The sequence below is a fragment of the Bradyrhizobium sp. genome (assembly GCF_036735945.1).
Lineage (GTDB): Bacteria > Pseudomonadota > Alphaproteobacteria > Rhizobiales > Xanthobacteraceae > Bradyrhizobium.
Genome location: NZ_DAINNI010000070.1, coordinates 1 through 23,898 on the forward strand (window position 1 = coordinate 1; position 23,898 = coordinate 23,898).

General features: G+C 64.6%; 28 protein-coding genes and 1 pseudogene. 16 read left to right on the forward strand and 13 right to left on the reverse strand.

The window, feature by feature from the left end:
• From V7E26_RS20015 to V7E26_RS20025, 3 genes and pseudogenes are all read left to right on the forward strand, one after another.
• Positions 1-381: pseudogene (locus tag V7E26_RS20015) on the forward strand (leucyl aminopeptidase); the annotation flags it as partial.
• Between the two features lie 19 nt (positions 382-400).
• Positions 401-853: a DNA polymerase III subunit chi gene (locus tag V7E26_RS20020; RefSeq protein ID WP_324419383.1), complete on the forward strand. Its 453-nt coding sequence runs from the start codon at positions 401-403 to the stop codon at positions 851-853.
• Between the two features lie 185 nt (positions 854-1,038).
• Positions 1,039-1,533: a hypothetical protein gene (locus V7E26_RS20025; RefSeq protein WP_324419434.1), complete on the forward strand. Its 495-nt coding sequence runs from the start codon at positions 1,039-1,041 to the stop codon at positions 1,531-1,533.
• A gap of 22 nt (positions 1,534-1,555) precedes the next feature.
• Here the strand turns inward: V7E26_RS20025 and V7E26_RS20030 are convergent, their stop codons facing one another.
• From V7E26_RS20030 to V7E26_RS20040, 3 genes are all read right to left on the reverse strand, one after another.
• The gene (locus tag V7E26_RS20030) at positions 1,556-3,418 is read right to left on the reverse strand and encodes an ABC-F family ATP-binding cassette domain-containing protein (protein WP_324419385.1); all 1,863 of its coding nucleotides are present in this window, start codon (positions 3,416-3,418) and stop codon (positions 1,556-1,558) included.
• A 51-nt stretch (positions 3,419-3,469) separates the two neighbouring features.
• Positions 3,470-3,658 carry a hypothetical protein gene (locus V7E26_RS20035; protein WP_324419387.1) on the reverse strand — a complete coding sequence of 63 codons (189 nt, stop codon included), beginning with the start codon at positions 3,656-3,658 and terminating at the stop codon, positions 3,470-3,472.
• Positions 3,659-3,863: 205 nt separating this feature from the next.
• A complete protein-coding gene (locus tag V7E26_RS20040) occupies positions 3,864-4,130 on the reverse strand; it encodes a sulfur globule protein precursor (RefSeq protein WP_324419389.1) in 267 nt (88 codons plus the stop codon).
• A 324-nt stretch (positions 4,131-4,454) separates the two neighbouring features.
• Here V7E26_RS20040 and ndk point away from each other — a divergent pair, with 324 nt between their 5' ends.
• From ndk to V7E26_RS20055, 3 genes are all read left to right on the forward strand, one after another.
• A complete protein-coding gene (ndk, locus tag V7E26_RS20045) occupies positions 4,455-4,877 on the forward strand; it encodes a nucleoside-diphosphate kinase (protein ID WP_324419391.1) in 423 nt (140 codons plus the stop codon).
• Between the two features lie 63 nt (positions 4,878-4,940).
• Positions 4,941-5,777, forward strand: coding sequence for a TerC family protein (locus tag V7E26_RS20050; RefSeq protein WP_324419393.1), 837 nt, complete (start codon positions 4,941-4,943; stop codon positions 5,775-5,777).
• 441 nt (positions 5,778-6,218) lie between these two features.
• Positions 6,219-6,422, forward strand: a complete 204-nt coding sequence (locus V7E26_RS20055) for a hypothetical protein (RefSeq protein WP_324419394.1) — start codon at positions 6,219-6,221, stop codon at positions 6,420-6,422.
• A gap of 29 nt (positions 6,423-6,451) precedes the next feature.
• On the opposite strand, the gene V7E26_RS20060 is transcribed toward V7E26_RS20055, so the two are convergent.
• The 3 genes from V7E26_RS20060 to V7E26_RS20070 form a co-directional block, all read right to left on the reverse strand.
• Complete coding sequence (locus V7E26_RS20060) at positions 6,452-6,853, reverse strand: DUF1330 domain-containing protein (protein WP_324419395.1); 402 nt, start codon at positions 6,851-6,853, stop codon at positions 6,452-6,454.
• A 201-nt stretch (positions 6,854-7,054) separates the two neighbouring features.
• Positions 7,055-7,507 (reverse strand): PaaI family thioesterase, encoded by a 453-nt coding sequence (locus V7E26_RS20065; RefSeq protein ID WP_324419396.1) that lies wholly within the window; start codon positions 7,505-7,507, stop codon positions 7,055-7,057.
• A 3-nt stretch (positions 7,508-7,510) separates the two neighbouring features.
• The gene (locus tag V7E26_RS20070; protein WP_324419398.1) at positions 7,511-8,161 is read right to left on the reverse strand and encodes a TetR/AcrR family transcriptional regulator; all 651 of its coding nucleotides are present in this window, start codon (positions 8,159-8,161) and stop codon (positions 7,511-7,513) included.
• Positions 8,162-8,250: 89 nt separating this feature from the next.
• On the opposite strand from V7E26_RS20070, the gene V7E26_RS20075 reads away from it, so the two are divergent.
• Both V7E26_RS20075 and V7E26_RS20080 read left to right on the forward strand, forming a co-directional pair.
• Positions 8,251-9,063, forward strand: a complete 813-nt coding sequence (locus V7E26_RS20075; RefSeq protein WP_324419400.1) for a crotonase/enoyl-CoA hydratase family protein — start codon at positions 8,251-8,253, stop codon at positions 9,061-9,063.
• 108 nt (positions 9,064-9,171) lie between these two features.
• The gene (locus tag V7E26_RS20080) at positions 9,172-11,490 is read left to right on the forward strand and encodes a xanthine dehydrogenase family protein molybdopterin-binding subunit (RefSeq protein WP_324419402.1); all 2,319 of its coding nucleotides are present in this window, start codon (positions 9,172-9,174) and stop codon (positions 11,488-11,490) included.
• A 22-nt stretch (positions 11,491-11,512) separates the two neighbouring features.
• On the opposite strand, the gene V7E26_RS20085 is transcribed toward V7E26_RS20080, so the two are convergent.
• From V7E26_RS20085 to V7E26_RS20095, 3 genes are all read right to left on the reverse strand, one after another.
• Positions 11,513-12,994 carry an aldehyde dehydrogenase gene (locus tag V7E26_RS20085; protein ID WP_324419404.1) on the reverse strand — a complete coding sequence of 494 codons (1,482 nt, stop codon included), beginning with the start codon at positions 12,992-12,994 and terminating at the stop codon, positions 11,513-11,515.
• A 115-nt stretch (positions 12,995-13,109) separates the two neighbouring features.
• A complete protein-coding gene (locus V7E26_RS20090) occupies positions 13,110-13,766 on the reverse strand; it encodes a glutathione S-transferase family protein (protein WP_324419405.1) in 657 nt (218 codons plus the stop codon).
• Positions 13,741-14,721 carry a LysR family transcriptional regulator gene (locus V7E26_RS20095; protein ID WP_324419407.1) on the reverse strand — a complete coding sequence of 327 codons (981 nt, stop codon included), beginning with the start codon at positions 14,719-14,721 and terminating at the stop codon, positions 13,741-13,743. The genes V7E26_RS20090 and V7E26_RS20095 overlap by 26 nt, the downstream gene beginning before the upstream one ends.
• Positions 14,722-14,757: 36 nt before the next feature.
• Here V7E26_RS20095 and V7E26_RS20100 point away from each other — a divergent pair, with 36 nt between their 5' ends.
• From V7E26_RS20100 to V7E26_RS20110, 3 genes are all read left to right on the forward strand, one after another.
• Positions 14,758-15,792, forward strand: coding sequence for a hydroxymethylglutaryl-CoA lyase (locus V7E26_RS20100; protein ID WP_324419409.1), 1,035 nt, complete (start codon positions 14,758-14,760; stop codon positions 15,790-15,792).
• Entirely contained in the window at positions 15,789-17,003 is a 1,215-nt protein-coding gene (locus V7E26_RS20105) for a CaiB/BaiF CoA transferase family protein (protein WP_324419412.1), read from the forward strand. Before V7E26_RS20100 ends, V7E26_RS20105 begins: the two co-directional genes overlap by 4 nt.
• Before the next feature lie 93 nt (positions 17,004-17,096).
• Entirely contained in the window at positions 17,097-18,056 is a 960-nt protein-coding gene (locus V7E26_RS20110) for a Bug family tripartite tricarboxylate transporter substrate binding protein (protein ID WP_324419414.1), read from the forward strand.
• Between the two features lie 101 nt (positions 18,057-18,157).
• Here the strand turns inward: V7E26_RS20110 and V7E26_RS20115 are convergent, their stop codons facing one another.
• The 4 genes from V7E26_RS20115 to V7E26_RS20130 are packed head-to-tail and all read right to left on the reverse strand — an operon-like array spanning position 18,158 to position 19,618.
• The gene (locus tag V7E26_RS20115) at positions 18,158-18,586 is read right to left on the reverse strand and encodes a DUF1801 domain-containing protein (protein ID WP_324419416.1); all 429 of its coding nucleotides are present in this window, start codon (positions 18,584-18,586) and stop codon (positions 18,158-18,160) included.
• Positions 18,587-18,620: 34 nt separating this feature from the next.
• Complete coding sequence (locus tag V7E26_RS20120; protein WP_324419418.1) at positions 18,621-18,827, reverse strand: hypothetical protein; 207 nt, start codon at positions 18,825-18,827, stop codon at positions 18,621-18,623.
• Between the two features lie 39 nt (positions 18,828-18,866).
• On the reverse strand, positions 18,867-19,298 hold the full coding sequence (locus V7E26_RS20125; RefSeq protein ID WP_324419420.1) for an SRPBCC family protein: 432 nt from the start codon (positions 19,296-19,298) through the stop codon (positions 18,867-18,869).
• The gene (locus V7E26_RS20130; protein ID WP_324419421.1) at positions 19,295-19,618 is read right to left on the reverse strand and encodes an ArsR/SmtB family transcription factor; all 324 of its coding nucleotides are present in this window, start codon (positions 19,616-19,618) and stop codon (positions 19,295-19,297) included. The genes V7E26_RS20125 and V7E26_RS20130 overlap by 4 nt, the downstream gene beginning before the upstream one ends.
• A 154-nt stretch (positions 19,619-19,772) precedes the next feature.
• Here V7E26_RS20130 and V7E26_RS20135 point away from each other — a divergent pair, with 154 nt between their 5' ends.
• The 5 genes from V7E26_RS20135 to V7E26_RS20155 form a co-directional block, all read left to right on the forward strand.
• On the forward strand, positions 19,773-20,408 hold the full coding sequence (locus V7E26_RS20135; RefSeq protein ID WP_324419423.1) for a class I SAM-dependent methyltransferase: 636 nt from the start codon (positions 19,773-19,775) through the stop codon (positions 20,406-20,408).
• 105 nt (positions 20,409-20,513) lie between these two features.
• A complete protein-coding gene (locus tag V7E26_RS20140) occupies positions 20,514-20,888 on the forward strand; it encodes a hypothetical protein (protein WP_324419425.1) in 375 nt (124 codons plus the stop codon).
• A gap of 76 nt (positions 20,889-20,964) precedes the next feature.
• Positions 20,965-21,372, forward strand: coding sequence for a FixH family protein (locus tag V7E26_RS20145; protein WP_324419427.1), 408 nt, complete (start codon positions 20,965-20,967; stop codon positions 21,370-21,372).
• Positions 21,369-22,781 carry an efflux RND transporter periplasmic adaptor subunit gene (locus tag V7E26_RS20150; RefSeq protein WP_324419429.1) on the forward strand — a complete coding sequence of 471 codons (1,413 nt, stop codon included), beginning with the start codon at positions 21,369-21,371 and terminating at the stop codon, positions 22,779-22,781. The genes V7E26_RS20145 and V7E26_RS20150 overlap by 4 nt, the downstream gene beginning before the upstream one ends.
• Positions 22,778-23,898, forward strand: a 1,121-nt coding sequence (locus tag V7E26_RS20155) for an efflux RND transporter permease subunit (RefSeq protein ID WP_324419432.1), incomplete at its 3' end; no start/stop codon positions are given. The genes V7E26_RS20150 and V7E26_RS20155, both read left to right, overlap by 4 nt.

A 23,898-nucleotide genomic window follows, 5' to 3' on the forward strand; every position in this document is an offset into this window, starting at 1 on the left:
CTGACCGGCGCGATCATGGTCGCGCTCGGCACCGAATATGCCGGCATGTTCTCCAACAACGACGAACTGGCGGACCGCCTGAGCAAGATCGGCAATGAGACCGGCGAGCGGGTCTGGCGCATGCCGCTCGGTGCCGAATACGACAAGCAGATCGATTCGCAGTTCGCCGACATGAAGAACACCGGCGGGCGGCATGGCGGTTCGATCACCGCCGCGCAGTTCCTGCAGCGTTTCGTCGACGGCACGCCGTGGGCGCATCTCGACGTCGCGGGGACCGCGATGGGCGCGCCGAAGACCGATATCAACCATTCCTGGGGTTCGGGTTACGGCGTGCGGCTGCTGGACCGGCTGGTCGCGGAATATTACGAAGCCACCAAGTAGTTCGGTTGCAGGTGGGTGAATGACGGAAGTTCTGTTCTATCATTTGCAGGGCATGTCGCTCGAAAGCGTATTGCCGCCGCTGCTGGAAAAGTCGCTGGAGCGCGGCTGGCGCGTGGTCGTGCAATCGACCTCGCCGGAACGCACCGAGGCGCTCGATGCGCATCTGTGGACCTACAGCGACGATTCGTTCCTGCCGCATGCGACGTGGCGCGTCGGCGACGCGCAGGACCAGCCGATCATTCTCTCGGTCGAGGACGGCAATCCGAACCGGGCCAATGTCAGGTTCCTGATCGACAACGCCGCGCTGCCGGCCGACTGCGACAGCTACGAGCGGGTGGTGCTGGTCTTCAACGGCGACGATGACGAGGCGCTCTCGGCGGCGCGCGGCGCCTGGGCCGATTGCAAGGCGCGGGGGTTCGACGTGACCTATTGGCAGGCCGACGAGCGGGGCCGCTGGCAGCGGCGGCAATAGCGATGACTTGGAATGAGCTACCCCTGTTCGAATCCCCTGGAATTAATGATAATCCCTGAGTTTCTGCACCGGACCTTGAGGGCAGCCATGGTCGTGCCGCAAAGTGATGGTCGGACAAGTGCTTACAGTAGAAGGCGGAGCCTGGGCCTAGCGTGCGACGCGGAACGATCAATCGAAAACCACTGCTGACGCTCCTGATTCTCGGGCCTGCGCTTGCGGGCTGTGCGGGTGGGTCTGACCTTTTGTCCAAGGATGCGGACTGGTTTTCGCGCTCAGGGCGCGTGTTCATCCGCAACGTGTCGATCGAAACCCCGCCGCTGACGCCGACCAAGGCGGTGGCGCCGGATGAACTCGTCGCGGCGGATGGCGCCTGTCCCGGCATGGGCGCGCCCGGCGCCACGGCACTGGCCGATGGCGCCGCTGGAAGCCCGCCGCCCTCGACGACGGGGACCGTTGCGCTGGGCCATACCGAATGCGACGTGGTGCGCGGCATCGGCGCGCCCGACAACGTCAGCCTCTCCAACAACCCGCGCGGTGATCGCGTCGCTGTCATCACCTATTCGCACGGCGCGCGCGCCGGCCTCTACACCTTCACCGCGGGACGCCTGACCTCGGTCGAGCGCGGGCCGGAGCCGGTGGCACCGGCGAGGGGCGCCAAGCCGAAGAAGAAGCCGGCGTAAGTCATACCAAAACAAGCGTTTTTCAGCTTGCCGCCGCGTCGAGTTCGGCGCTGGCCTCGAGCCAGTCTTCCTCGGCCTGCCGCAGCGCATTTTCGGCGCCGGCGCGCGCCTTGCCGAGCTGCGCGGCCTGCTTGGGATCGCGTGTGAACAGGTCAGGCAACGCCAGCGCGGTGTCGATCTTGGCGATGATGCCGTTGATGCGCTCGATCTCGGCCTCGGCCTCGGCGATCCGCTGCTTCAGCGGCGTTCGCCGCTCGCTTCTTGCGCGATCCGGTTTTGCGGCCTCCTTCGGCTTTTCCCGGGAGGAACCGCGCGTGTCGCCGAGCGACAGCACCATCCGCCTGTAATCGTCGAGGTCGCCATCGTAGGTCGTCACCGTCTTGTTGGCGACGACCCATAATTGATCGGCGCAGGCTTCGATCAGATAGCGGTCGTGCGAGACCATGATGATGGCGCCGGGAAAATCGTTGATGGCTTCCGCCAGCGCCGCGCGGCTGTCGATGTCGAGATGGTTGGTCGGCTCGTCGAGAATGATCATGTTCGGGCCGAAGAAGGTGGCGAGCCCGAGCAGCAGCCGCGCCTTCTCGCCGCCCGACAGGCTCCTGACCAGGGTGTCGCCGGCCTTGCCGGAAAAGCCGATCGCGCCGACGCGCGCGCGCACCCTGGATTCCGGCGCCTCCGGCATCAGCCGGCGGACATGGTCATAGGGCGACCCATCGAGATTGAGCTCGTCGACCTGATGCTGTGCGAAATAGCCGACCGAAAGCTTTTCCGCCCGCGTGATCCTGCCCGAGAACGGCTGCAGCTTGTTCGCCAGCAGCTTGACCAGCGTCGACTTGCCGTTGCCGTTGGAGCCGAGCAGGGCGATGCGGTCGTCGGTATCGACGCGCAGCGTGACGCGGTTGAGCACCGGCTTTGCCGGCTCATAGCCGACCGAGACATCGTCCACCGCGATGATCGGCGGCGACAGCAATTTTTCCGGCTGCGGGAAGCTGATTTCATGGACGTCCTGCGTCACCAGCGCGGTGACCGGCTTCATCCGCTCCAGCATCTTGACGCGCGACTGCGCCTGGCGGGCTTTCGAGGCCTTGGCCTTGAAGCGGTCGACGAAGGCCTGCAGTCGCTTGCGCTCGTCGGCCTGGCGCCTGGCGTGCTTGGCGTCGAGCATCTCGCGCATGGCGCGCTGTTCCTCGAACGAGGAATAGGTGCCCTTGTAGAGCGTCAGCTTGCCGCGATCGAGGTGCAGGATCTGGTCGACCGAGGTGTCGAGCAGGTCGCGGTCATGGCTGATGACGATGACGGTGCGCGGATAGTTGGCGAGGTGGTCTTCCAGCCACAGCGTGCCTTCGAGGTCGAGATAGTTGGTCGGCTCGTCCAGGAGCAGGAGATCGGGCGCCGAGAACAGGGTCGCCGCCAGAGCCACGCGCATGCGCCAGCCGCCGGAGAATTCCGAGCAGGGCCGCGCCTGGTCGGCGGTGGAAAATCCGAGGCCGGACAGGATCGCCGCCGCGCGGGCCGGCGCGGAATGCGCGTCGATATCGACCAGCCGGGTCTGGATCTCGGCAATTCTGTGCGGATCGGTGGCGGTATCGGCTTCGCGCAGCAGCGCGTCGCGCTCCAGATCGGCCTCCAGCACGACATTGATGAGGCTCTCCGGACCGTCAGGCGCTTCCTGTGCCAGGCTGCCGATGCGCCAGCGCGGCGGTAGCGCAATGCTGCCGGATTCGACCGGCAAGTCGCCCCTGATCGCATGGAACAGCGTCGATTTGCCGACGCCGTTGCGGCCGACGAAGCCGACGCGCGCGCCGGGCACGATCTGAACCGTGCTGTCGTCGATCAGGAGCCGTCCGGCAACCCGGATCGAGATATCTGACATGGAAAGCATGCGGCGTTGTCACCGGACGCGCCGCCAAACGCAACCTCTATGTCGGTCAAATCAGCGCGCCGGGCGCGCCTGCATCTCGTTGTCGCGCCGGCGCAGCTCCTCGATCAGCTGGCGCAAATGCGGCGACATTTCGGGCTCGGGGCGCATGCTTTGCTTGAGCCGATCGCCGATCGCGTCGCAGATCGAGACGCATGTCCTGTGATCGATTTGTTCTGAACCATTGGTGATTCGGGCATCCATGGCTGGTCTCATCGCGAGTTTCCACCTCGCAGCACGCGCAAGGCTTGAGTGACAATTGATAAGTCAAGTCACAGCGTTGAAATTGGTTTCGCGCGCAGGGCGCATGCGTCCGATCTGCAGCGGCACCCAATCCGCACGGCGCGAATGGTTGCGCAAAAAAACCCCGGCGCGAGGCCGGGGCATCAGTCCGGGAGGAAGGGTCAGGTCAGTAGCAGCGGTTGACGAGGCGCCAGCGCGGACCCCAGGGGGTTGGAACCAGACGGCGGACATAGCAACCGCCATAGCCGCCGCCGTAATAGGCCGGGCCGCCGACGAACACGCGGGGACCCCAGCCGAGATGGTGGTGATGCCAGCCGCCATGCCAGCCGCCGCCGTGCCAGCCGTGGCCCCAGGCCGAGGCCGATGTCGGCGCCAAGGCAGCCGCACCGAGCGCAACGGCGGCCGCTGCAACAAGCGAGAATTTGCGTAACATGATCGTCTCCTCAAGGTTTCGGCGCGACCATCCGCGCCATCGGTTGAGATCGCTCCCCTTAACGCCCCGGGCCGCGGATGCAGGCCCGGTGTCCGACCGTGGAAAAGTCTATGGCGGCGATGCTGAATGGGGGCGTGACGAAGGTTACAGAATGGGTTCACCACCGTGAAATTGCGGTAATCTTTCACCCACGCGGGCGTGTGGCGCCCCGAAAGCACGCCGAAAAGGGGTGGGCGGGCGCGTCACCGGGTCGCTTGCCGTCGACAGATCGCGCCGATATAAGCCCCGCAACTCTCCAATCAGCGTTTTGTAAGGACATAAGCAATGGCGATTGAACGCACTTTTTCGATCATCAAGCCGGACGCGACCGAGCGCAATCTGACCGGCGCCGTCAACGCCCTGATCGAGAAGGCCGGCCTGCGGATCGTCGCCCAGAAGCGGATTCGCATGACGCTCGACCAGGCGGGAACCTTCTACGCCGTCCACAAGGCGCGTCCGTTCTTCGGCGAACTGGTTGATTTCATGACCTCGGGTCCGGTCGTGGTGCAGGTGCTCGAAGGCGAAGGCGCGATCGCCAGATATCGCGACGTGATGGGCGCGACCGACCCCTCGAAGGCGGCGGAAGGCACGATCCGCAAGCTTCATGCGAAGTCGATCGGCGAGAACTCGGTCCACGGCTCGGATGCGCCGGAGACCGCCGCGATCGAAATCGCGCAGTTCTTCTCGGGTAACGAAATCGTCGGCTGATCGATTGGAAGCGCGGCAGGATAGCCGCGCGCAACGGCCGCAGGGCCGTGGGGGAGAAACGCTGTGGACTGGCTGCTGCACATTCTTAATCCGGCGACGATCGCGGCGTTCTTCGGTCAGTTCCAGGCGGAGATGCAGCAACCCGCGTTCTGGGTCGCGCTCGGCAAGATCATGTGGATCAACATCCTGCTGTCGGGCGACAACGCGCTCGTCATCGCGATGGCTTGCCGCGGCTTGCCGCCGCGCCAGCGCTTCTGGGGCATGGTGCTGGGCGCCGGCGTCGCCGTCTTCCTGCGCATCATCTTCACCGGCATCGTCGTGACGTTGATGGCACTGCCGTACCTCAAGCTGGTCGGCGGACTGGCGCTGCTCGTGATCGCGGCAAAGCTGCTGGTGCCCGAGCATGAGGACGAGAGCGACACCGAGGCGGCCGCGCATCTGTGGGCCGCCGTGCAGATCGTGGCGATCGCCGACATCGTGATGAGCCTCGACAACGTCATCGCGGTCGCCGCCGCCGCCAATGGCAGCATTCCGCTGCTGGTCATCGGCCTCGCCATCTCTGTTCCCCTGATCGTCGCGGGAGCCGCGCTGATCATGGCGCTGCTGACGCGGCTTCCGGCGCTGGTCTGGGCCGGCGCGGGCCTGCTCGGCTGGATCGCGGGCGAGGTGATGGCGACCGATCCGGCGCTGCAACCGCATCTGCACGCGTTCTTCAACGGCCCGGTCGGGACCGGTCTCGATGGCGTCCTCAGGTCGCTCGGCCTCGCGCCGCAATTCGCCAATAACGGACACGGCGGCGAGGTGCTCCTCGGCATCGCCGGCATCATCGTGGTGCTGGTCGCGGGATCGCTGTGGCGCAAACGCAAGATGCAGGGCGCCGAGCACTCGGCCACCGCCTGAGGCTATCCGTTCATTTCACGGCGTTGCGCGGGAGATTTCCGCGCTTCGCTGCACTGTCAGCGGATTCAAAATGCCCGACGCCGCGGTGGCGGACCGACTTGCGGGTGGCGGGCCCGGGAGAAATGTTCGAAAAGTGCGATCACCGCCGCGCAGGCGAGGAGAGCTACGATCGACATCACGAGAATAGTGGTGAGCATGGTCCGCTCCTGAAGTACCGCGCCCACTGACGCCAGACGAATCATGTTCCCGCAAGACGGGCCAACTACGGAACGTTCGATTTATTCGGGAAGTTGCCCTCACCATTAAAGCTTCTTCACTAAGTCCAGTACCGAACAGATCGAGCGGACCCTTCGCGCTTCAATGCCGTTGTCCCAAGGATGCGTCGGTGATGAGGCGCCCGATTGCGCTTGCCGCCGCCTTCCAGGCCTTATGGAGCCGACCATGCAGAAGCGGCATCGTTTCAAGCAGACGACCACTCTCGAAGCGCGCCTTGCCGAAGCGGCGCGGCAGTTGCGCGCTGAAGCCAAATTGCTGCCGCCGGGGCCGCGGCGCGAAGGCCTGCTGCAGAAAGCGCGGCAGGACGAGGCGGCCTCGCATATGAGCGAGTGGCTCAACTCGCCGGGCCTGCAGCCGCCGCGCGGCTGACTGGATTGGTGGTCGCGCGCAACATCGGTTCACTGCGGAGCAGCGCCCTCGACTGCGAAGGTATGATATTTGGCATATTTTTCGCCGACCGACCGGACTTGAACGTAGGCCGGGTCTTTTCGCCATGCCAGTAACGCCTCCATGCTCGGATAAACATAGAGAACCACGCGCTTAGGGGCGTCTCCGTCGATGGCAACTACCTGCGACCCCGTCGCGGCTGCACCCGCTGCTGCGACCAGCCGTCCGCCGTGCGATTTGATGATTTCCCTTGCCTTCGGAAGATATTCCTTCGAGTAACCTTCCGGATCGCGAACTTCGATCTGACCAATCAAATAGGCAACCGGCTTGGTCTGGCTATGGGCCACCTCACCAACTGCGACACCCAGGCCAATTCCCGTCAACAGAGCAAGACCGATCATTCGGGCTTTCATGGGGGCCTCCTCGTTTGCAAAACGGATCATCCGGTTTTGCTGACCACAGGGCCCCCAATCGAGGCGAGAACTGGTTGTTCCTAATTGGTCGGAAAGCGCTACGTATCCTCGTCGGAAAGAAAGTTTCGCTCATTCGCCCAAGCTGCCGAAACGGCTGAGAAGCGAACGCCCGGCGGCAGGTCCTCGGATTCCGGAGGACATCTAGCCGTCATTACTCGTGCGGGGCGGCAGCGCGTATGTGCACGTCGAAGTGCATACGGTTTCCTCTTCGATTCCGAAGGGATGCACGACAATCGAACCCACGGCAAAATCAGAATCGCAGCTCAAAAGTCTGCACTGGGCTATCAAGTCGCGCGCAGATGCCCGGCGTAGAAAGGTGATCGCGAGATTGGTGGTCACCGGGCGTGGGTCATCACCTCTGACACCGAGCACGGCTGCGTACATGCATGCGTCGACCAGCGCCATCAACGCGGGGCCACTGTAGGTGCCCCCTGATCGCAAAGCGGCCGAGGCGAAAGCGATGCGCAACACAGCCTCTCCAACCCCGATGCGCTCGGCTTTGATGCCAAGGTACGCGGCGGCCGGCGTCGTTTCTGACAGGATCGCGTTGAATCGATCAACGTTGATGCGGGGAGATGAGGGCAAAGGTGTCATGGATCATGGCCTCCTTGCAACGACGTCCTTTTTCTCGCTCAAGACAACGATCGTACCCTGCACGAAACGTTCCATAAGATTCGATGCCGAGGTTCCAAACATGCGGATGCGGCCGGTGTGGGCCAACAGGAGCAGCCCCGCTGCATGAGCGAAGATATCCGCCGTCAGCAATTTCGCTTCCTCACGTCCCGCGCCAAGTGCCTCGGCGGCCTCGGCGATCGGGTGCAGGGCCGATTCCAGGGCGGCATTGAGAATTTCATCACGCTCCTTACCAAGGCCGTGAGGTTTCATGCCGCCGCGAAACAGGTAAAAGCCGAGATCAAGGTCTCTCGGATTATCAGAGTAGTAGCGGAAGAACGCCATCGCGGCCGACCGAAGCCGATCGGCGGGTGACCTCGAGCGCAAAACCGCACGGCTAACGGCCTCCTGAAGATTGGCCAACGAGACGCGGAGAACCTCCGCATAGATGGCTTCCTTGGACTCGAAGTGAAAATAGAGTGCCGCTGGTGTGTAGCCGGCTGCGGCGGCTATCGATCGCAGCGAAGCGCCGTCCAGACCATCGGCTTCAAAAACTTTCCGCGCAGCGTCCAGAATCAGTCCGCGCTTCAGTTCAGCGACAGCCTTTCGACGGCCGATTCTTTGTTCCTGTGCCATGTCCGTTTAATAGCACACTTGACGGAATATTAAACAGTGTTAGAATTTGAACACTGTTAAAATTATCGATATGCATATGGGAGGATGTCATGGCAGTCCGTATCGAGAAAGCCGGAGCGGTTTGGATAATCGTTCACGACCGCCCCGAGGCCCGCAACGCAATGGACCCGGAAAGCGCAGATGCGTTAACGTCGGCGTTCCTCGAATTCGATGCCGACAAGGAAGCCGCCGTTGCGGTATTCCATGGCGCCGGCGGCGCGTTTTGCGCGGGCTGGGATTTGAAATATGTCAGCACGCTTGATGCCGACTATCCACTCGGCGAACTTGATATCCCCATGGCCGGACCACGCGGTAACGGCGGCGAAATACCGCGCGGACCGCTTGGACCATCTCGACTGGAGTTGGACAAACCGGTCATCGCGGCCATCGAAGGTCCTGCGGTTGCCGGCGGGATGGAGCTTGGGCTTTGGTGCGACTTTCGAGTGATGGCCAGAGAATCGTACTTTGGCGTCTACTGCCGGCGTTGGGGTGTGCCGCTGATCGACGGCGGAACCGTGCGGTTGCCTCGTATCGTCGGTCAAGGTCGCGCGCTTGAGATCATTCTCACGGGACGCAGAGTTCCGGCGGAAGAATGCCTGAATATCGGTTTGTGTGAGCATGTCGTTCCCAAGGGAGACGCTCGCAACAAAGCTGAGGAAATCGCACGGGAGATCGCTCGCTTTCCACAAGTCTGCGTGCGCGCCGACCGACGCTCGGCCCTAAAGAGCCACGGTCTGAGCGTGCGCGATGCGCTCATCCAGGAATGGTATAATGGACGTGAAGCCCTGATCAAAGACGGCGTGTCGGGCGCCGCACGCTTCAAGGCCGGCCTTGGCCGACACGGCGACTTCGCCAGGATTTAGAGAGCATCAAACGATTGGCCGGTGCGGTGGCTCGCCGCGTGAAATCGCGTATGCCGTCTAGGCGGCGGGCTATTGCGTTTGGCGGCGCTCGATTCCATACAAACTTGCATGACCGAGCCGTTGCTGGGGCGCAGCATCAACCGCGTCGAGGACGAGCGCTTCGTGCGCGGACGCGGGCGCTATATTGCTGACCTCGCGGCGCCAGACGCCCTTTGCGGCATCGTCGTCCGCTCGCCGCACGCCCATGCGCGCATCACCGCCATCGGGACGTACGTGGCGAGCAAGATGCCGGGCGTTCTTGCCGTGCTGACGGGGAGCGATCTGGCCGCCGACAATATCGGCCCGCTGCCATGCGCGGTGATGCAGATCCCGATGACGACACCGCTGGTGGTGCCGCCGTGCCAGGCGCTGGCCTGCGATATCGTGCGTTACGTCGGCGAACCCGTCGCCTTCGTGGTTGCGAAAAGCATGGAGGCCGCCCGCGATGCCGCCGAGGCCATCGCGGTCGACTACGATCCGCTGCCGCCGACGGTCACCATTGCGGAGGCGATACGGCCGAATGCCCCGTCGGTCTGGCCGCAGGCGAGTGGCAATTTCGCGTTCCAGTTCAACCGCGGCGAACTCGGCCCGGTGGAGGCCGCGATCCGCGATGCCGCTTATGTCGTGGAATGCGAACTGGTCAACAACCGCGTCGTCGCCGCGCCGCTGGAGACCCGCGGTGCGCTGGGCGAGTTCGACGCCGCCAGCGGCCGCCTGCACCTGACTGCCTCGGCCGCCGGCGCGCACGGCATCCGCAACCCGCTTGCCGACGATGTCTTCCACGTCGGCAGGGACAGGCTTCGCGTCAGCATTCCCGATGTCGGCGGCGGCTTCGGGATGAAGAACGTGCTTTATCCCGAATGGGTGCTGGTGCTGTGGGCGGCGCGCCGGCTCGGCCGTCCGGTCAGATGGATCGGCGACCGCAACGAGGATTTCACCGGCTCCGCGCATGGCCGCGACAGCCTGGTGCGAGCCCGCCTCGCGCTCGATCGCGACGGCCGTTTCCTGGCGCTCGACGCAAAAGTGTTCGCCAATCTCGGCGCCTATGTCTCGACGGTGGCGCCGGTCGTGCCGACCATGGCGATGGCGAGCGCGATGGGTGGCGTCTACGACATCCCGCTGATCGCGTTCGAGGCCAGGGGCGTGTTCACCAACACCACGCCGGTCGACGCCTATCGCGGCGCCGGCAAGCCCGAGGCGAACTATCTGATCGAGCGCTGCATCGACATCGCAGCGCTTGAGTTCGGGATGGATGCGCTGAAGCTGCGCCGCAGGAACATCTTTCGCCGGTTTCCCCACGCCAGCGCGATGGGGCTTTCGGTCGAGCAGGGCCGCTTCAGGCATGCGATCGATCACGCCGTAGCTGCGGCGGAAGGATACAAGGCGCGGCAGAAAAGCTCGCGCGCGCGGGGCCGGCTGCGCGGTCTCGGCTTTGCCTGCTTTCTCGAGACGGCGCGCGGCACGCCGAACGAGGTGGCGGAGGTGCGCGTCGGCGAGGACGGCCTGATCGCGCTGAAGGTCGGCACCCATTCCAACGGCCAGGGCCATGAGACCACCTATGCCCAGATCGCGGCCGATGCGTTCGGCCTGCCGCTACAGCGCTTCCGTTTCCACCAGGGCGATACCGACGATCTCGATTCCGGCGGCGGCCATGGTGGCGCACGCTCGATGCATCAGGGCGGCACCGCGTTGCTGATGGCGGCCGAGGGCGTGATCGAGAACGCGCGGCGGCTGGCCGCGCGCCTGCTGCAGGCCAGCGTGGACGCGGTCCAGTATGAGGCCGGCATGCTGCGGGTGGCCGCGACCGGGCAGGAGATCAGCCTCGACGAGGTGGCGCGGGCCTCGTACCAGGCGCCGGGGGATGACGTCGCACCGGGCCTTGCGCATGAGGCGACCCATCTCTGCGACCGCTACACCTTCCCGAACGGCTGCCACCTCGCCGAAGTCGAGATCGATCCCGACACCGGCGCGGTGAAACTCGACCGTTACGTCATCTTCGACGATTACGGCCGGCTGCTCGATCCGCGCCTGACGCTGGGGCAGGTCCATGGCGGCGTCGCGCAGGGCATCGGGCAGGCGCTGTTCGAGCAGGCGTTGTTCGATCCGGAAACGGGGCAGATCCTGTCCGGCTCGCTGATGGATTACGCGCTGCCGCGGGCGGACGATCTGCCTGATTTCGAGGGCGACCTGGCCCAGGATTTTCCGAGCAAGGCCAATCGCCTCGGCGTCAAGGGAAGCGGCCAGGCCGGCGCCATCGCCGCTCCCGCTACCATTATGAACGCGGTGATGAACGCGCTGGCGCCGTTCGGCGTGCGGCATCTCGACATGCCCGCAACGCCGGAACGGATCTGGCTCGCGATCAGGACGGCCAGGCGCGACAACGGTTAGGGAGACGCCCAGTCCTTGACGTTCAGCGCATGACGAATGGATTGGCAGGAACGTCCTGTGCGGTAGAGATCCAGACGCTCTTTGTTTCCAGATACTCGTGGACGGCGTCGATGCCGCTTTCGCGTCCGACGCCCGAGTGCTTCATGCCGCCGAATGGCATCATGTAGCTGATGGCGCGATAGGTGTTCACCCATACGGTTCCGGCGCGCAACAGCTTCGGCACGCGCACAGCGCGCGCAAGGTCGCGTGTCCAGATGCCTGCCGCCAGGCCATAGATGGTGTCGTTGGCGATACGCACCGCGTCTTCCTCGGTATCGAAGCCGATGACCGAGAGAACCGGGCCGAACACCTCCTCGCGCGCGATCCGCATGTTGTTGTCGACATCGGTAAAGATGGTCGGTTCGACGAACTGGCCGCCAGTGATGCCGTCGCCTGAGGCCGGCCTGCCTCCGAGCAGGCACCGGGCGCCTTCCGACTTCGCGACGTCGATATAGTCGAGCACCTTCTTGTACTGCGCTGGTGTCGTGATCGGACCGATATTGGTGTCCGATTGCATGGGATCGCCGATCTTCGCCGAGCGCGCCAGGTTTAGCAGGCGCTCGACGAACTCGTTCTTGATGGAGTTCTGCACCAGTAGGCGCGATCCCGCGATACACGTCTGGCCGGTCGCAGCGAAGATGCCGGAGATGGTGCCGGCCGCGGCAGCGCTGAGATCGGCATCCTCGAAGACGATGTTGGGAGATTTTCCTCCGAGTTCAAGCGACACCCGCTTCAGGCTTCGGGCAGCGGTTTCGTAAACTTTCGCGCCTGTCGTATCCGAACCGGTGAAGGTGATCTTGCCAACGCCCGGGTGCGAGATCAGCTCACTGCCGATCTCAGGTCCGAAGCCGGTAACTACGTTGAATATGCCGTCAGGAATTCCGGCTTCTTTGGTCAGCGCCGCAAATTCCAGCGTGCTGGCGGATGTAAATTCCGAGGGCTTGACGACGACGGCGCAGCCGGCCGCGAGCGCCGCCGCGCATTTCCAGGCAACGAACAGAAGCGGCGAATTCCAGGCGGTCAGCGCGGCGACGACGCCCACCGGCTCATGGGTCGTGTAGGCGAAGGTGTCTGCCTTGTCGATCGGCACGAGACCGCCTTCCAGCTTGTCGACGAGGCCGCCGAAATACCACCACCACTCCGGATGGTAGCGAAGCTGGCCCAGCATCTCCGCCATCAGCTTGCCGTTGTCGCGCACCTCGATCTCGGCGAGGCGCTCCGCGTTCGCCGCGACGAGATCGCCGAGCTTGCGCATCATCTTGCCGCGCGCCGACGCCGTCATCTTCGACCACGGACCGCGCCACATCGCCTCGTTGGCGGCCTTCACGGCCTTGTCGGCGTCGGCAGCGCTCCCGCGCGGAACCTTCGCCCAGGGCTGGCCACGATAGGGATCGATCGAATCGAACCACTCGCCATTGGCGGGGTCGACATACTGGCCGTTGATGAAAAGCTGATAAGTCTTCATGGCGTCCTCCGCGACTTGCCAGCGACTTTGGCAAAATCCCGTTTGGCATGTCAATGAAGGTGGCCTTGCTCAGTGCGTGCGCAACGCGGCCGCCCCGCTGCTTCGACCGCCTCGATCAGCCGGCCGGCGGCTTGCCGGTGTTGACGGCCAGTTGAGCGTCGAAAGCCCGCTTGTACGCGGGCCGCGCTTCGCCGCGGGCGACGTAGGCGGCCAGGTTCGGAAATTCGTTCAGAATGCCCGATGGCTTCAGCCTGAGCAGCACCGACACCATCAGCAGGTCGCCCGCGCTGAAGGCGCCATCAAGCCATTCGGCATCGCCGAGACGAGCGGAAAGCTCGTTCAGCCGGCTGCGGACGCGATCCTCGACAAGAGGCAGACGCTTCTCGTACCAGGGCTTGTCGGCTTCCAGCAGCTTTGCGATTGTGAGTTCGAGGATCGGCGGTTCCACTGTGTTGAGCGCGGCAAACATCCATGTGATCGCGCGCGCCCGGGCATTGGCATCGGTCGGCGGCAGCAGGCCCGCATGGCGCTCGGCGATATGGAGCACGATCGCCCCTGTTTCGAACAGAACGAGATCGCCTTCCTCGTAGGTCGGGATCTGGCCGAACGGATGGAGCGCCAGATGCGCGGGTTCCCGCATCGCCGAAAACGAGACGAGGCGAACCCTGTAGGGCTGACCCACCTCTTCGAGTGCCCAGCGAACGCGCGTATCGCGCGCCAGCCCCTTGCCTCCATCGGGCGAGCGTTCAAAGGCTGTTATCGTGATGGTCATCGTGAGGTCTCCGTCTGATCCGCCGCCCGCTTGCCGTCGCCGGCCATCGCCCATCGGCGACGGCGGCGCGGACCACCTCGATCATGGTCTGGCGGACCTCGACAAACGCCTTGGTCTGCGGACGATCGGCCAGCGCGATCAGCGCCAGCGTGCGCGTCAGCGGCGGATCGACGATGCGGCGTGCGTGATATTTGCCCGCCGCCAGATCGGTGAGAACACTGGAGCGGGAGAGGATCGCGCAGCCGAGTCCCGCTTCAATCGCCATGCGCAACGCCGACAATGAATCGACTTCGAGCGTTGCGCTCGGAATGATCTGGTTGCGCAAGACCTGGGTCTGGATGATCGCGCGGGACGCCGGCATCGGCGTCAGGCCCAGCACGCTGCGCTGCGGAATGGCGGAGAAGGCGATCGGGCCGGACGACCGGCCGATCAGGCTGGAATGGCCGACGAGGTAGAGGTCTTCCTCGCCCAACCGTTCCACATGCAGGCGGGCATCCCTTGGCGGGTTATAGGTGAGGGCGAGATCGACCGTGCCGGAGAAGACGCGCTCGATCAGCGCCGGCGAGAGCGCCTCGACAACAGTCAGATGCACGCCCGGCGACTTGTTGCGCACCGCCTTCATGATATCAAGCGCGACCATCGAGATCGCGGTGTGGCTGAGGCCGATGCAGACCGGGCCGGCCGCCGCCTCGGTGTAGCTCCGCACATCCTCTTCCGCCTTGCCGAGCGCCGACAGCACCGCGCTGGCATGTTCGTAGAGCCTGCGGCCCGCCGCGGTCAGCGCGATGCCGCGCGCTTTCCGTTCCAGCAGCTTGACGGCGAGTTCGGTTTCGAGCGCGGCGACGTGATGACTAAGCGCCGACTGCGCGATGTTGAGCGCTTCCGCGGCCCGCGACAGCACGCCGGCATCGGCGATGGCGATGAAATAGCGAAGCTGCCGCAGGCCGAGCGCCATCAAAAATCGCGCCTTCCATCTAATTATCAGAACAGAATGATCTTCATATTATATTTGTCAGATGTCTATGCGCAGGGCAAGGTCGGCCGACAAATTCAGGAGGAACGCCGGCGCATGGACCTGCCTGTCAGCGTTGATATCAACGAGGAGGGCCCGCGCGAGGGCTTTCAGATCGAGCCTGGTCCGATTGCGACCGCGGACAAGATCGCCCTGATCGAGGCGCTGTCCGCCTGCGGGCTGCGGCGGATCCAGATTGCCTCCTTGGTCAATCCCAAGCATGTTTCGGGCTGGGCCGACGCGGAGGCCGTGATCGACGGTTTTGCCGCGCGCGACGGCGTCGAATACTCCGCGTTGTGGTTCAACGAAAGCGGGCTCAAGCGCGCACTGGCGTTCGAGGGGAAACTCACGCTCGCCGGATTCATCTCGCTGAGCGCGTCGGAGGCGTTTGCGATCCGGAACCTCAACCGCGATCGCGCCGGGCAGATCGAAGCCATGCGCCACTATGCGCGCGTGCACCGGCAAGCCGGCGTGCCCATTGCCAAGATCATCGTCATGGCGGCCTTCGGCTGCAATTTTGCCGGCGACGTTTCGCCGGCGAAAGTCGTCGAGACCGTCGAGGATGCGCGCGCCATCGCGCGCGAAGCGGGCCTCGATGTGCGCGACGTGACGCTGGCGGATTCGATGGGCTGGGCGACGCCCAGGCGGGTTGCCGCCGCGGTCGGCGCCGTTCGCGAGCGCTGGGACGATTTGCAGATTGCGCTTCATCTCCACGATACGCGCGGGCAGGGCATCGCCTGCGCCTACGAGGGCCTGCGGCTCGGGGTGACGGCATTCGACGCGGCGGTGGCGGGGCTCGGCGGCTGCCCGTTTGCCGGCCAGCCGGGAGCGCCGGGCAATATCGCGACCGAAGAGCTGGCGCTGCTGTGCGAGGAGATGGGCATCGCGACCGGCCTCGATATTGAGGCGCTGATCGAGGCCGGGCGGCTTGCCGAGCGGATCGTCGGGCATAAGCTGCCAAGCGCCGCGCTGCGATCGGGCACGCTCGGCGCATTCAGGAGACGGGCCGCATGACGTCTGCAAAACCGCTCATCGGGCTCAAGGTGCTCGATTTCGGCCATACCATCATGGGCCCGTGCGCCGGCGTGGTGTTTGCCGATCTCGGTGCCGACGTGATCAAGATCGAGCCCGCCGACGGCGATCCGACGCGGCGGCTGCCGGGCTTTGCCGCCGGCTTTTTTGCGACCTACAACCGCAACAAGCGCTCGATCGCGATCGACCTGAAGCGGCCGGAAGGGCAGGCCATCGTGCACCGCCTCGTCAAGGACGCCGATGTCGTGCTGGAGAATTTCGGCCCGGGCACGATCGAGCGGCTGAAATGCAGTTGGGAGGAGTTGCGCGAGATCAATCCGCGTCTCGTCTATCTCTCGATGAAAGGCTTTCTGAAAGGACCGTACGAGAGCCGCGGCGCGCTCGACGAGGTCGTGCAGATGCAGTCCGGCCTTGCCTACATGACGGGGCCTCCGGGCCGGCCGTTGCGCGCGGGCGCGCCGGTCATCGACATTCTCGGCGGCGTGTTCGGCGTCGTTGCCGCGCTGGCCGCGCTCCGCGAGCGCGACCTCACCGGCATCGGGCAGAAGGTCGGCAGTTCGCTGTTCGAAAGCGCGACCTTCATGCTCGGCTCCCTCATCGTCGGCAGTGCCGTGATCGGTGGGCCGATGCCGCCAATGCCGGCGCGCCAGAACGCCTGGGGCGTCTACGACGTCTTCACCGCCTCCGATGGCGGCCAGGTCTTCATCGGCTGCACCTCCGACGGCCACTGGCAACGGTTCTGCGAGGCATTCGATTTCGACGACTGGCGCGACGATCCGAGGCTGATGGGCAATTCCCGGCGCTGCGAGGCGCGCGAGTGGATGCTGCCCGAACTCGAGCGGCGGATCACGCGGCTGCCGCTCAGCGAGATCCTCGAAAAGTGCGAGGCGGCGCGCGTCGCCTATTCGCGGGTCGGGCGGCCCGATGAACTGTCTGATGATCCGCACCTGCTCAGCCATGGCGGGCTGCTCGCAACCGCCGTATCCGGACTGGGCGGCGGACCTTCGGTCGGCATCCCCGCGCTTCCGGTGGAGTTCGGCGATGGCCGCGAGCGCGCCGGCCTCGACCGCCAGCCGCCGAGGATTGGTGAGCACGCCAGCGAGATTCTCGAGGCGGCCGGGTATTCGGAGCGCGACATCGCCGAGTTGCATTCGGCGGGCGTTCTCGGCGCGACCCAGAGTGAAGCTGCATAGAAGCGAACAAGAGCGGGCAAGCCGCCGTCGCGCAACGCAACAGGGAGGAAGCGGAACATGATTGTTGGGAGGCTGGTTCGGAGCAAAGCGTGCATGCTCGGCGTCGCGGTGGCGGCGATGGCTCTCATCGCTGATGTACCTGATGTGAAGGCGCAGACCTTCCCATCGCGGTCGATCACGATGCTGGTCGGCTATTCGGCAGGCGGGCAGGCCGACGCGCTGGCCCGTATTCTCGGCAAGCAGCTCGGCGAGAACCTCAAGACATCCGTCGTCATCGAGAACAAGACCGGCGCCAACGGCATGATCGCGGCGCAGGCGGCGGCGCGGTCCGAGCCCGACGGTCACACCATCCTGATGGTGACGGACGCGATGGTCACCATCGACCCGCACCTTGCGACCAGCAACCATTTCGACCTTTCGACCGCGATGGAGCCGGTCGTCAGCGTCTCGTGGGCGCCGCTGCTGCTGGCCGCCGCCAACAACGTGCCGGCGAACTCGGTCGCAGAACTCGTCGCGCTCGGCAAGCAGAAGACGCAGAACCTGAGCTTTGGCAGTTCCGGCAGTTCGACGCCGCACCGCCTCGCCGGCGAGATGCTGCAGAAATATGGTGGCTTCACCATGACCCACATCCCCTACAAGGGTACGTCGGCGTCGGTGAACGATCTGCTGGGCGGACAGATCCCGCTGCTGTTCGGCGCGCCCACGGCGGTGGAGCCGCTGGCGACGGCCGGCAAGATCAAGATTCTCGGCGTCACCTCGGAGAAGCGCTACCCGTTGCTGCCCAACGTGCCGGCGATCAGCGAGACCTTCCCGGGGTTCAAGATCATCAGCTATATCGGCCTGATGCTGCCGAAGAACACGCCGGCGCCCGTCATCGCGACCGTGAATAAGGAGGTGAATGCGGTGCTCGCGACGGATGCGATGCGCGCCTGGCTCGACAAGCAGGGCATGGTCGCGGTCGGCGGCACGCCGGATGATTTCAAGCGCCAGATCGCGGCTGACTATCAGGCGCGCGGCGAACTGGTCCGCGCGCTCGGCATCACCGCCGAGTGAGTTCCGTTAGTACAGCCGGACCGGCGCCTCGAGGAAAAGGCCGCTTGGCGTTGAGGAAGGCCCTCATGCCACGCTGAGGGCGGTCCCGCCTGATTGCCCCGTCACTTCTTGCGAGAACTCGCCGCTCGCTTCGACGTATTCAGCGCCACTGCCTCGCGAATGAGCGCCTTCAGCGCCTTTTCGTCGATCTTGTCGCCCTCGTGGAAATCGATCGCGCGCCTGGTGTTGCCTTCAAGGCTGGAGTTGAAGAGGTCAGTCGGGTCGTCCAGTGAGGCGCCCCTGGCGAAGGTCATCTTCACCATCGCCTTGTAGGTCTCGCCGGTGCAGATGATGCCGTCGTGCTCCCATACCGGAACGCCGCGCCACTTCCACTCCTCGACGACGTCGGGGTCGGCGCGCTTGATGATGCCGCGGATGCGCGCAAGCATCTCGCCGCGCCAGTCGCCAAGTTCCTCGATCCTCGCATCGATGTGGTCGGATGGAGAGTTCGTTCCCTTGGCTGGCTTCGGGCTTGCCGCTGCTTTTTTCATCGCGGTTGTCACTCCATTGCAGTTGCTCGGCAGTTCAGCCGCTGCGCCATTTGGCGGCATGGGGCAGCGCGAACATGTAGAGGCCGGTGAGCATCAACAGGATCAGCGGCAACAGCGCGAGCAGGCCGACCCAGACGGCCTGCTTCTCCTGCACCATGGCAACGACGTTGACAATCACGGCCACGGTGAAGGCGATGGAAAGCCAGCGGTGGATCTGCCTGATACGATTGTTCCAGTTCAATGGGACCTCCCTGTGAAGACAAGACTGAGCGCGCGGGGTTCAGTCCGCCCGCGCCACCAGGGCTTCGAGCTTCTCGAAAAACTGCTTCCATCCGGCATGGGCGCCGCCATAGGCCTGCTTCTGGTCCGGCCGGAAGCCGGTCTGCTCCATGCGCAGCAGCGTGCCGGAGGGCGTCGGGGTCAGCGTGAAGGTCACGATGCTCTGCAGCGCGAACGCCGCGTCGTCATGATTGAAATTCCAGGTGTAGGACAGCGTCCGGTTCGGCTCGATGGTGAGGACCTCGCAGTCCAGCACGCCGCCCCATTCGCCGCGCAGATTGAAACGGTGGCCCACGTTCGGCTTGAAGTCGTTGTTCATCAGCCACTCCGCCATCAGATGCGGCTGCGTCAGCGCGCGCCAGAGCTTCTCCGGCGGATGCGGCATCTCGCGTTCGACGACGACGGTGCGGGTTTCGGTTGCGGTGTTGATCATTGGTCCATCCGTTTCAGCAGATCCTCGAGGTTATCGAACCGCGTCTCCCAGAAGCCGTGCATCTGGCCCGCCCAGCCGATCAGCGGGGCGAGGGCTGTTGCTTGGGCGCTGTAGTGCGTCCGCCGGCCTTCGTGGCGGTCGCGCACCAGCCCGGCCTGCTTGAGCAAGCCGAGATGTTTTGAGACGGCGGGCTGCGAGATGCCGGCGTGCGCGGTGAGCGCGCCAACCGTCTGCTCGCCGTCGCGGCACAGGCGCTCGAAGATCGCACGACGGGTCGGGTCGGCGAGGGTTCGGAACAGCACGTCGTGAGCGTTCGGCATCTGGATCGATAACCCGTTGGCTATGGATTAATGCATAGCTGAACGGTTATGGATCGGTCAAGCGAAAATGAGTCACAGCCTGCCTCGCGCGCTTGTCGCGAGATGGGTGTGGCGAACATATGTCTGATCTCTTCGGAATCGGGAGGAGGGACCAATGGGAGATATCAGCCGCAGGGCCCATTGGGAGAACGTCTACACGACGAAGGGCGAGAACGAGGTCAGCTGGTTTCAGCAGAGCGCGGCACCTTCGCTCGATCTGATCGTGCAGGCGGGCGCGACCAGTGAATCCGCCATCATCGACATCGGCGGCGGCGCGTCGCGGCTGGCCGACAATCTCGTCGCGCAGGGCTTTGAGGACGTCTCGGTGCTCGATCTGTCAGCCGCCGCATTGGCGGCTGCGCGCAGCCGGCTTGAGAGTCATGCCGGCGCCGGCGCGGCGCGCGTCAAATGGATCGTCGCCGACGCGACGACGTGGGAGCCGGCGAGGGTCTACGACGTCTGGCATGACCGGGCCGCCTTCCACTTTCTCACCGATGCCGGCGATCGCGACGCCTACATCGCCCGCCTCAGACGTGGCCTGAGGATCGGCGGTCACGCCATCATTGCCACCTTTGCGCTGGATGGTCCCGAGAAGTGCAGCGGCCTGCCGGTCGCGCGCTACGACAGCGCGAGCCTCGGCGAAACGCTCGGCGCCGCGTTCAGCCTGCTCCACACCGAGCGGCACGAGCATGCGACGCCATGGCAGTCCCGGCAGAATTTTCAGTTCAGCGTGTTTCGGCACGATGGCTGATCGGGGCCTGCGGCTTAATCCTCGCTCGGACATCTTAACGAAACCCGCGACTTCGTGATGGAACGTCGCTTCCCATCATGGGCCGGAACGTGCGAAACTGGTTCCGTGAAACGCTCGATCCACATTTGCCGGCTGCTGGCGGTCCTCGTGATCGTCGGGCTCGTCGTCGCCCCGCTCTCGGCGCCGGCGAATGCGGGCGGCGTGGCATCGATGGCGATGACGTCGATGTCGGATGATGCGGCCGCCATGGCCGACGACATGCCGTGCTGCCCGGACAAGTCGGCGCCGGTCGATTGCGACAAATGCCCGTTGATGGCGCTATGCGTGTCGACGACGTTGCAGCCGCCGTTGCCGGCCCGTGTCACCGAAGTCCAGTCCGTGACGCTTCGTATGCTGCTGCCCGGCAGCGACCCCGAAGTGGACGGCGTCGGATACTCGCCCCCGCCTAAACCTCCCCGATCCCAGGTCTTTTCCGCGTAACGCTGGAACCGCGCCACGCCTGCTGCGTGCGCGTCCCGCCGCCATGGCGGCTGACCAGGGGATCGAGGATATAACGATGAAGTCCATTCTGTTTTCGCGCGGCCTGCGTGCCGCGCTGGCCGGCGCTGCCTTGAGTTGCGGTGTGGCGGTCGCATTCGCCGACATCAGGAATTACGAGTTCAAGCTGGTCGAGCCGACCGTCAAGGTGGGCCGCGACCGCATTGTTGCAGTGAAACTTGTCGACAACAGAACCGCCAAGGCCGTTCCGGACGCGGTGATTTTCGCCACGCGTCTCGACATGGCGCCTGACGCCATGGAGGAGATGGTCACCAAGGTTACCCCGGTCCCGGGGACGGAGCCGGGCACGTACCAGTTCAAGGCCAGCTTCAGCATGGCCGGCCGCTGGCAGTTGTCGCTCGGCGCCAAGGTGCAGGGTGAATCCGGCACGGTCGAAAACAAGCTCGTCATCCAGGCTGACCAATGATACGGCCGGTTCAGGCGGGGTTAGCTGCGGCCGTCATGGCGGTGGCGGTCGCAGGTGTCGTCTCGCGTCCCTATCTCTGGCCGGGTGGAGGGATAATGCACGCGCGCGTCGTGGAGCAGGCGCGCGCCGAACAAGCCACAGCCGCGATTTATTATCAGGATCCGGATGGCAAGCCGTTTTATTCGCTGACGCCCAAGAAGACACCAGACGGCCGCGACTATCGCGCGATTCCCCGGGGCGACGACGTCAGTTTCGACGATGAACCGCCGCAGCAGAACGCGGCGGCTGCACCGGCCGCCCGCAAGATCAAATACTACCGCAATCCGATGGGCCTGCCGGACGTCTCACCGACGCCCAAGAAGGATTCGATGGGGATGGATTACATCCCGGTCTATGAGGGCGAGGGCAGCGATGACGGATCGGTCAGGCTCTCGCCGGGCAGGATTCAGCGCACTGGCGTCAAGTCGGAGCCGGCCGCCCGTCGCGTGATCCGCTCGACGGTGCGGGCGCCGGGCACCGTGCAACTCGACGAGCGCCGCGTCTCCGTAATCGCGATGCGCGCCGAAAGCTATGTCCAGAAAGTCGCCGACGTCACCACCGGCGCGCATGTCGTCAAGGGTCAGCCCTTGATGGAAATCTACAGCCCGGCGGTATCATCCGCCGCGGCGGAATACATCTCGACGCTGAACTCCAAAGTCACCGGCGGCGGCGAGGGGCCCTACGGCAAGGGATCGCGGCAACGGCTGATGAATCTCGACGTGCCCGAGGCGGCCATCGTCGCCATCGAGAAGGGGCGCAACGTCCCGATCGGGATCGAATGGACGTCGCCGCGCGACGGTATCGTTCTCGAACGCAATGTGATCGAGGGCATGCGCGCCCAACCCGGTGAGGCTCTTTTCCGGATTGCCGATCACTCGGTGATGTGGGCGATCATCGATGTCGCCGAGCGCGATCTCGGTGCGTTGGCGGTCGGTCAGCGCGCCGTGGTGCGCGCGCGAAGTTTTCCCGGGCGGGAGTTTTCGGGCAGGATCAACGTGATCTATCCGCAGATCACCAAGGAGACGCGAACGGCGCGTGTCCGGGTCGAACTGTCCAATCCGGACCTCCTCCTGATCCACGACATGTATGTCGATGCCGAGATCGAGACCGGCAGGGCGGAAGCCGTGCTCACCGTCCCCGAAAGCGCGGTACTGGACAGCGGCAGCCGGCAGGCCGTGCTGGTGGACAAGGGAGAAGGGCGGTTTGAGCCGCGCGAGGTCAAGCTCGGCCATCGCGGCGAGGGCTATGTCGAGGTGCGCGAAGGCCTCGCCGAACAGGATGCGGTGGTTACATCGGCCAATTTCCTGATCGATGCCGAAAGCAACCTGAAGGCGGCGTTGAAGGGCTTTGCCGAGGGAGCCCAGCCATGATCGCCCGTCTGATCGCGTGGTCCGCGCGCAACCTGCTGCTGGTGTTCTTCGGCACCGGCTTCGCAGCGGCCGCCGGCCTCTATGCGCTGGCGCATTTGCCGCTCGATGCCATTCCCGATCTCTCGGATACCCAGGTGATCGTCTACACCGAGTATCCGGGACAGGCGCCGCAGGTGATTGAGGACCAGGTCACCTATCCCCTGACCACAGCCATGCTCACGGTGCCGCGCTCGAAGGTGGTGCGCGGCTTCTCGTTCTTCGGCGTATCGTTCGTCTACGTCATCTTCGAGGACGGCACCGACATCTACTGGGCGCGTTCGCGCGTGCTGGAATTCCTCAACAGCGCGGCCTCAAGGCTGCCTGCGGGCGTGACGCCGACCATCGGTCCCGATGCCACCGGCGTCGGCTGGGTCTACCAATATGCCGTGATGTCGAAAGAGCTGAACCTCGCCGACACCCGCGCGATCCAGGACTGGAACCTGAAATTCGCGCTGGCGAAAGCGGAAGGCGTCGCCGAGGTCGCGAGCGTCGGCGGCTTCGTGCGGCAATACAATGTCGTGCTCGATCCGCAGCGGATGCGCGATCTCGGCATCCCCATGCAGAAGGTCCGCGACGCGATCCGCGCCAGCAATGCTGATGTCGGCGGCCGCACCGTCGAACTGTCCGAGTTCGAATATGTCGTTCGCGGCAAGGGCTATCTGAAGGGGATCAACGACCTCGGCAATATCGTGCTCAAGGCCAGTAACGGCACGCCGGTGCTGCTCAAGGACATCGCCCGCGTCGAGTTGGGGCCGGACGAGCGCCGCGGCATCGCCGAGCTGAACGGCGAGGGCGAGGTGGCGAGCGGCATCGTGCTGCAACGGTTCGGCGTCAATGCGCTGGACGTGATCCGGAACGTCAAGAAGCGCTTTGCGGAAATCGCATCGAGCCTGCCGAAATCGGTCGAGATCGTCCCGATCTACGACCGCTCCAACCTGATCAACGCCGCCATCGACACGCTCAAGCATACGCTGTTCGAGGAGAGCGTTGTCGTGGCGCTGGTGTGCATCGCGTTCCTGCTGCACGTCCGCAGCGCGCTGGTCGCGATCCTGATGCTGCCGGTCGGCGTGCTGATGGC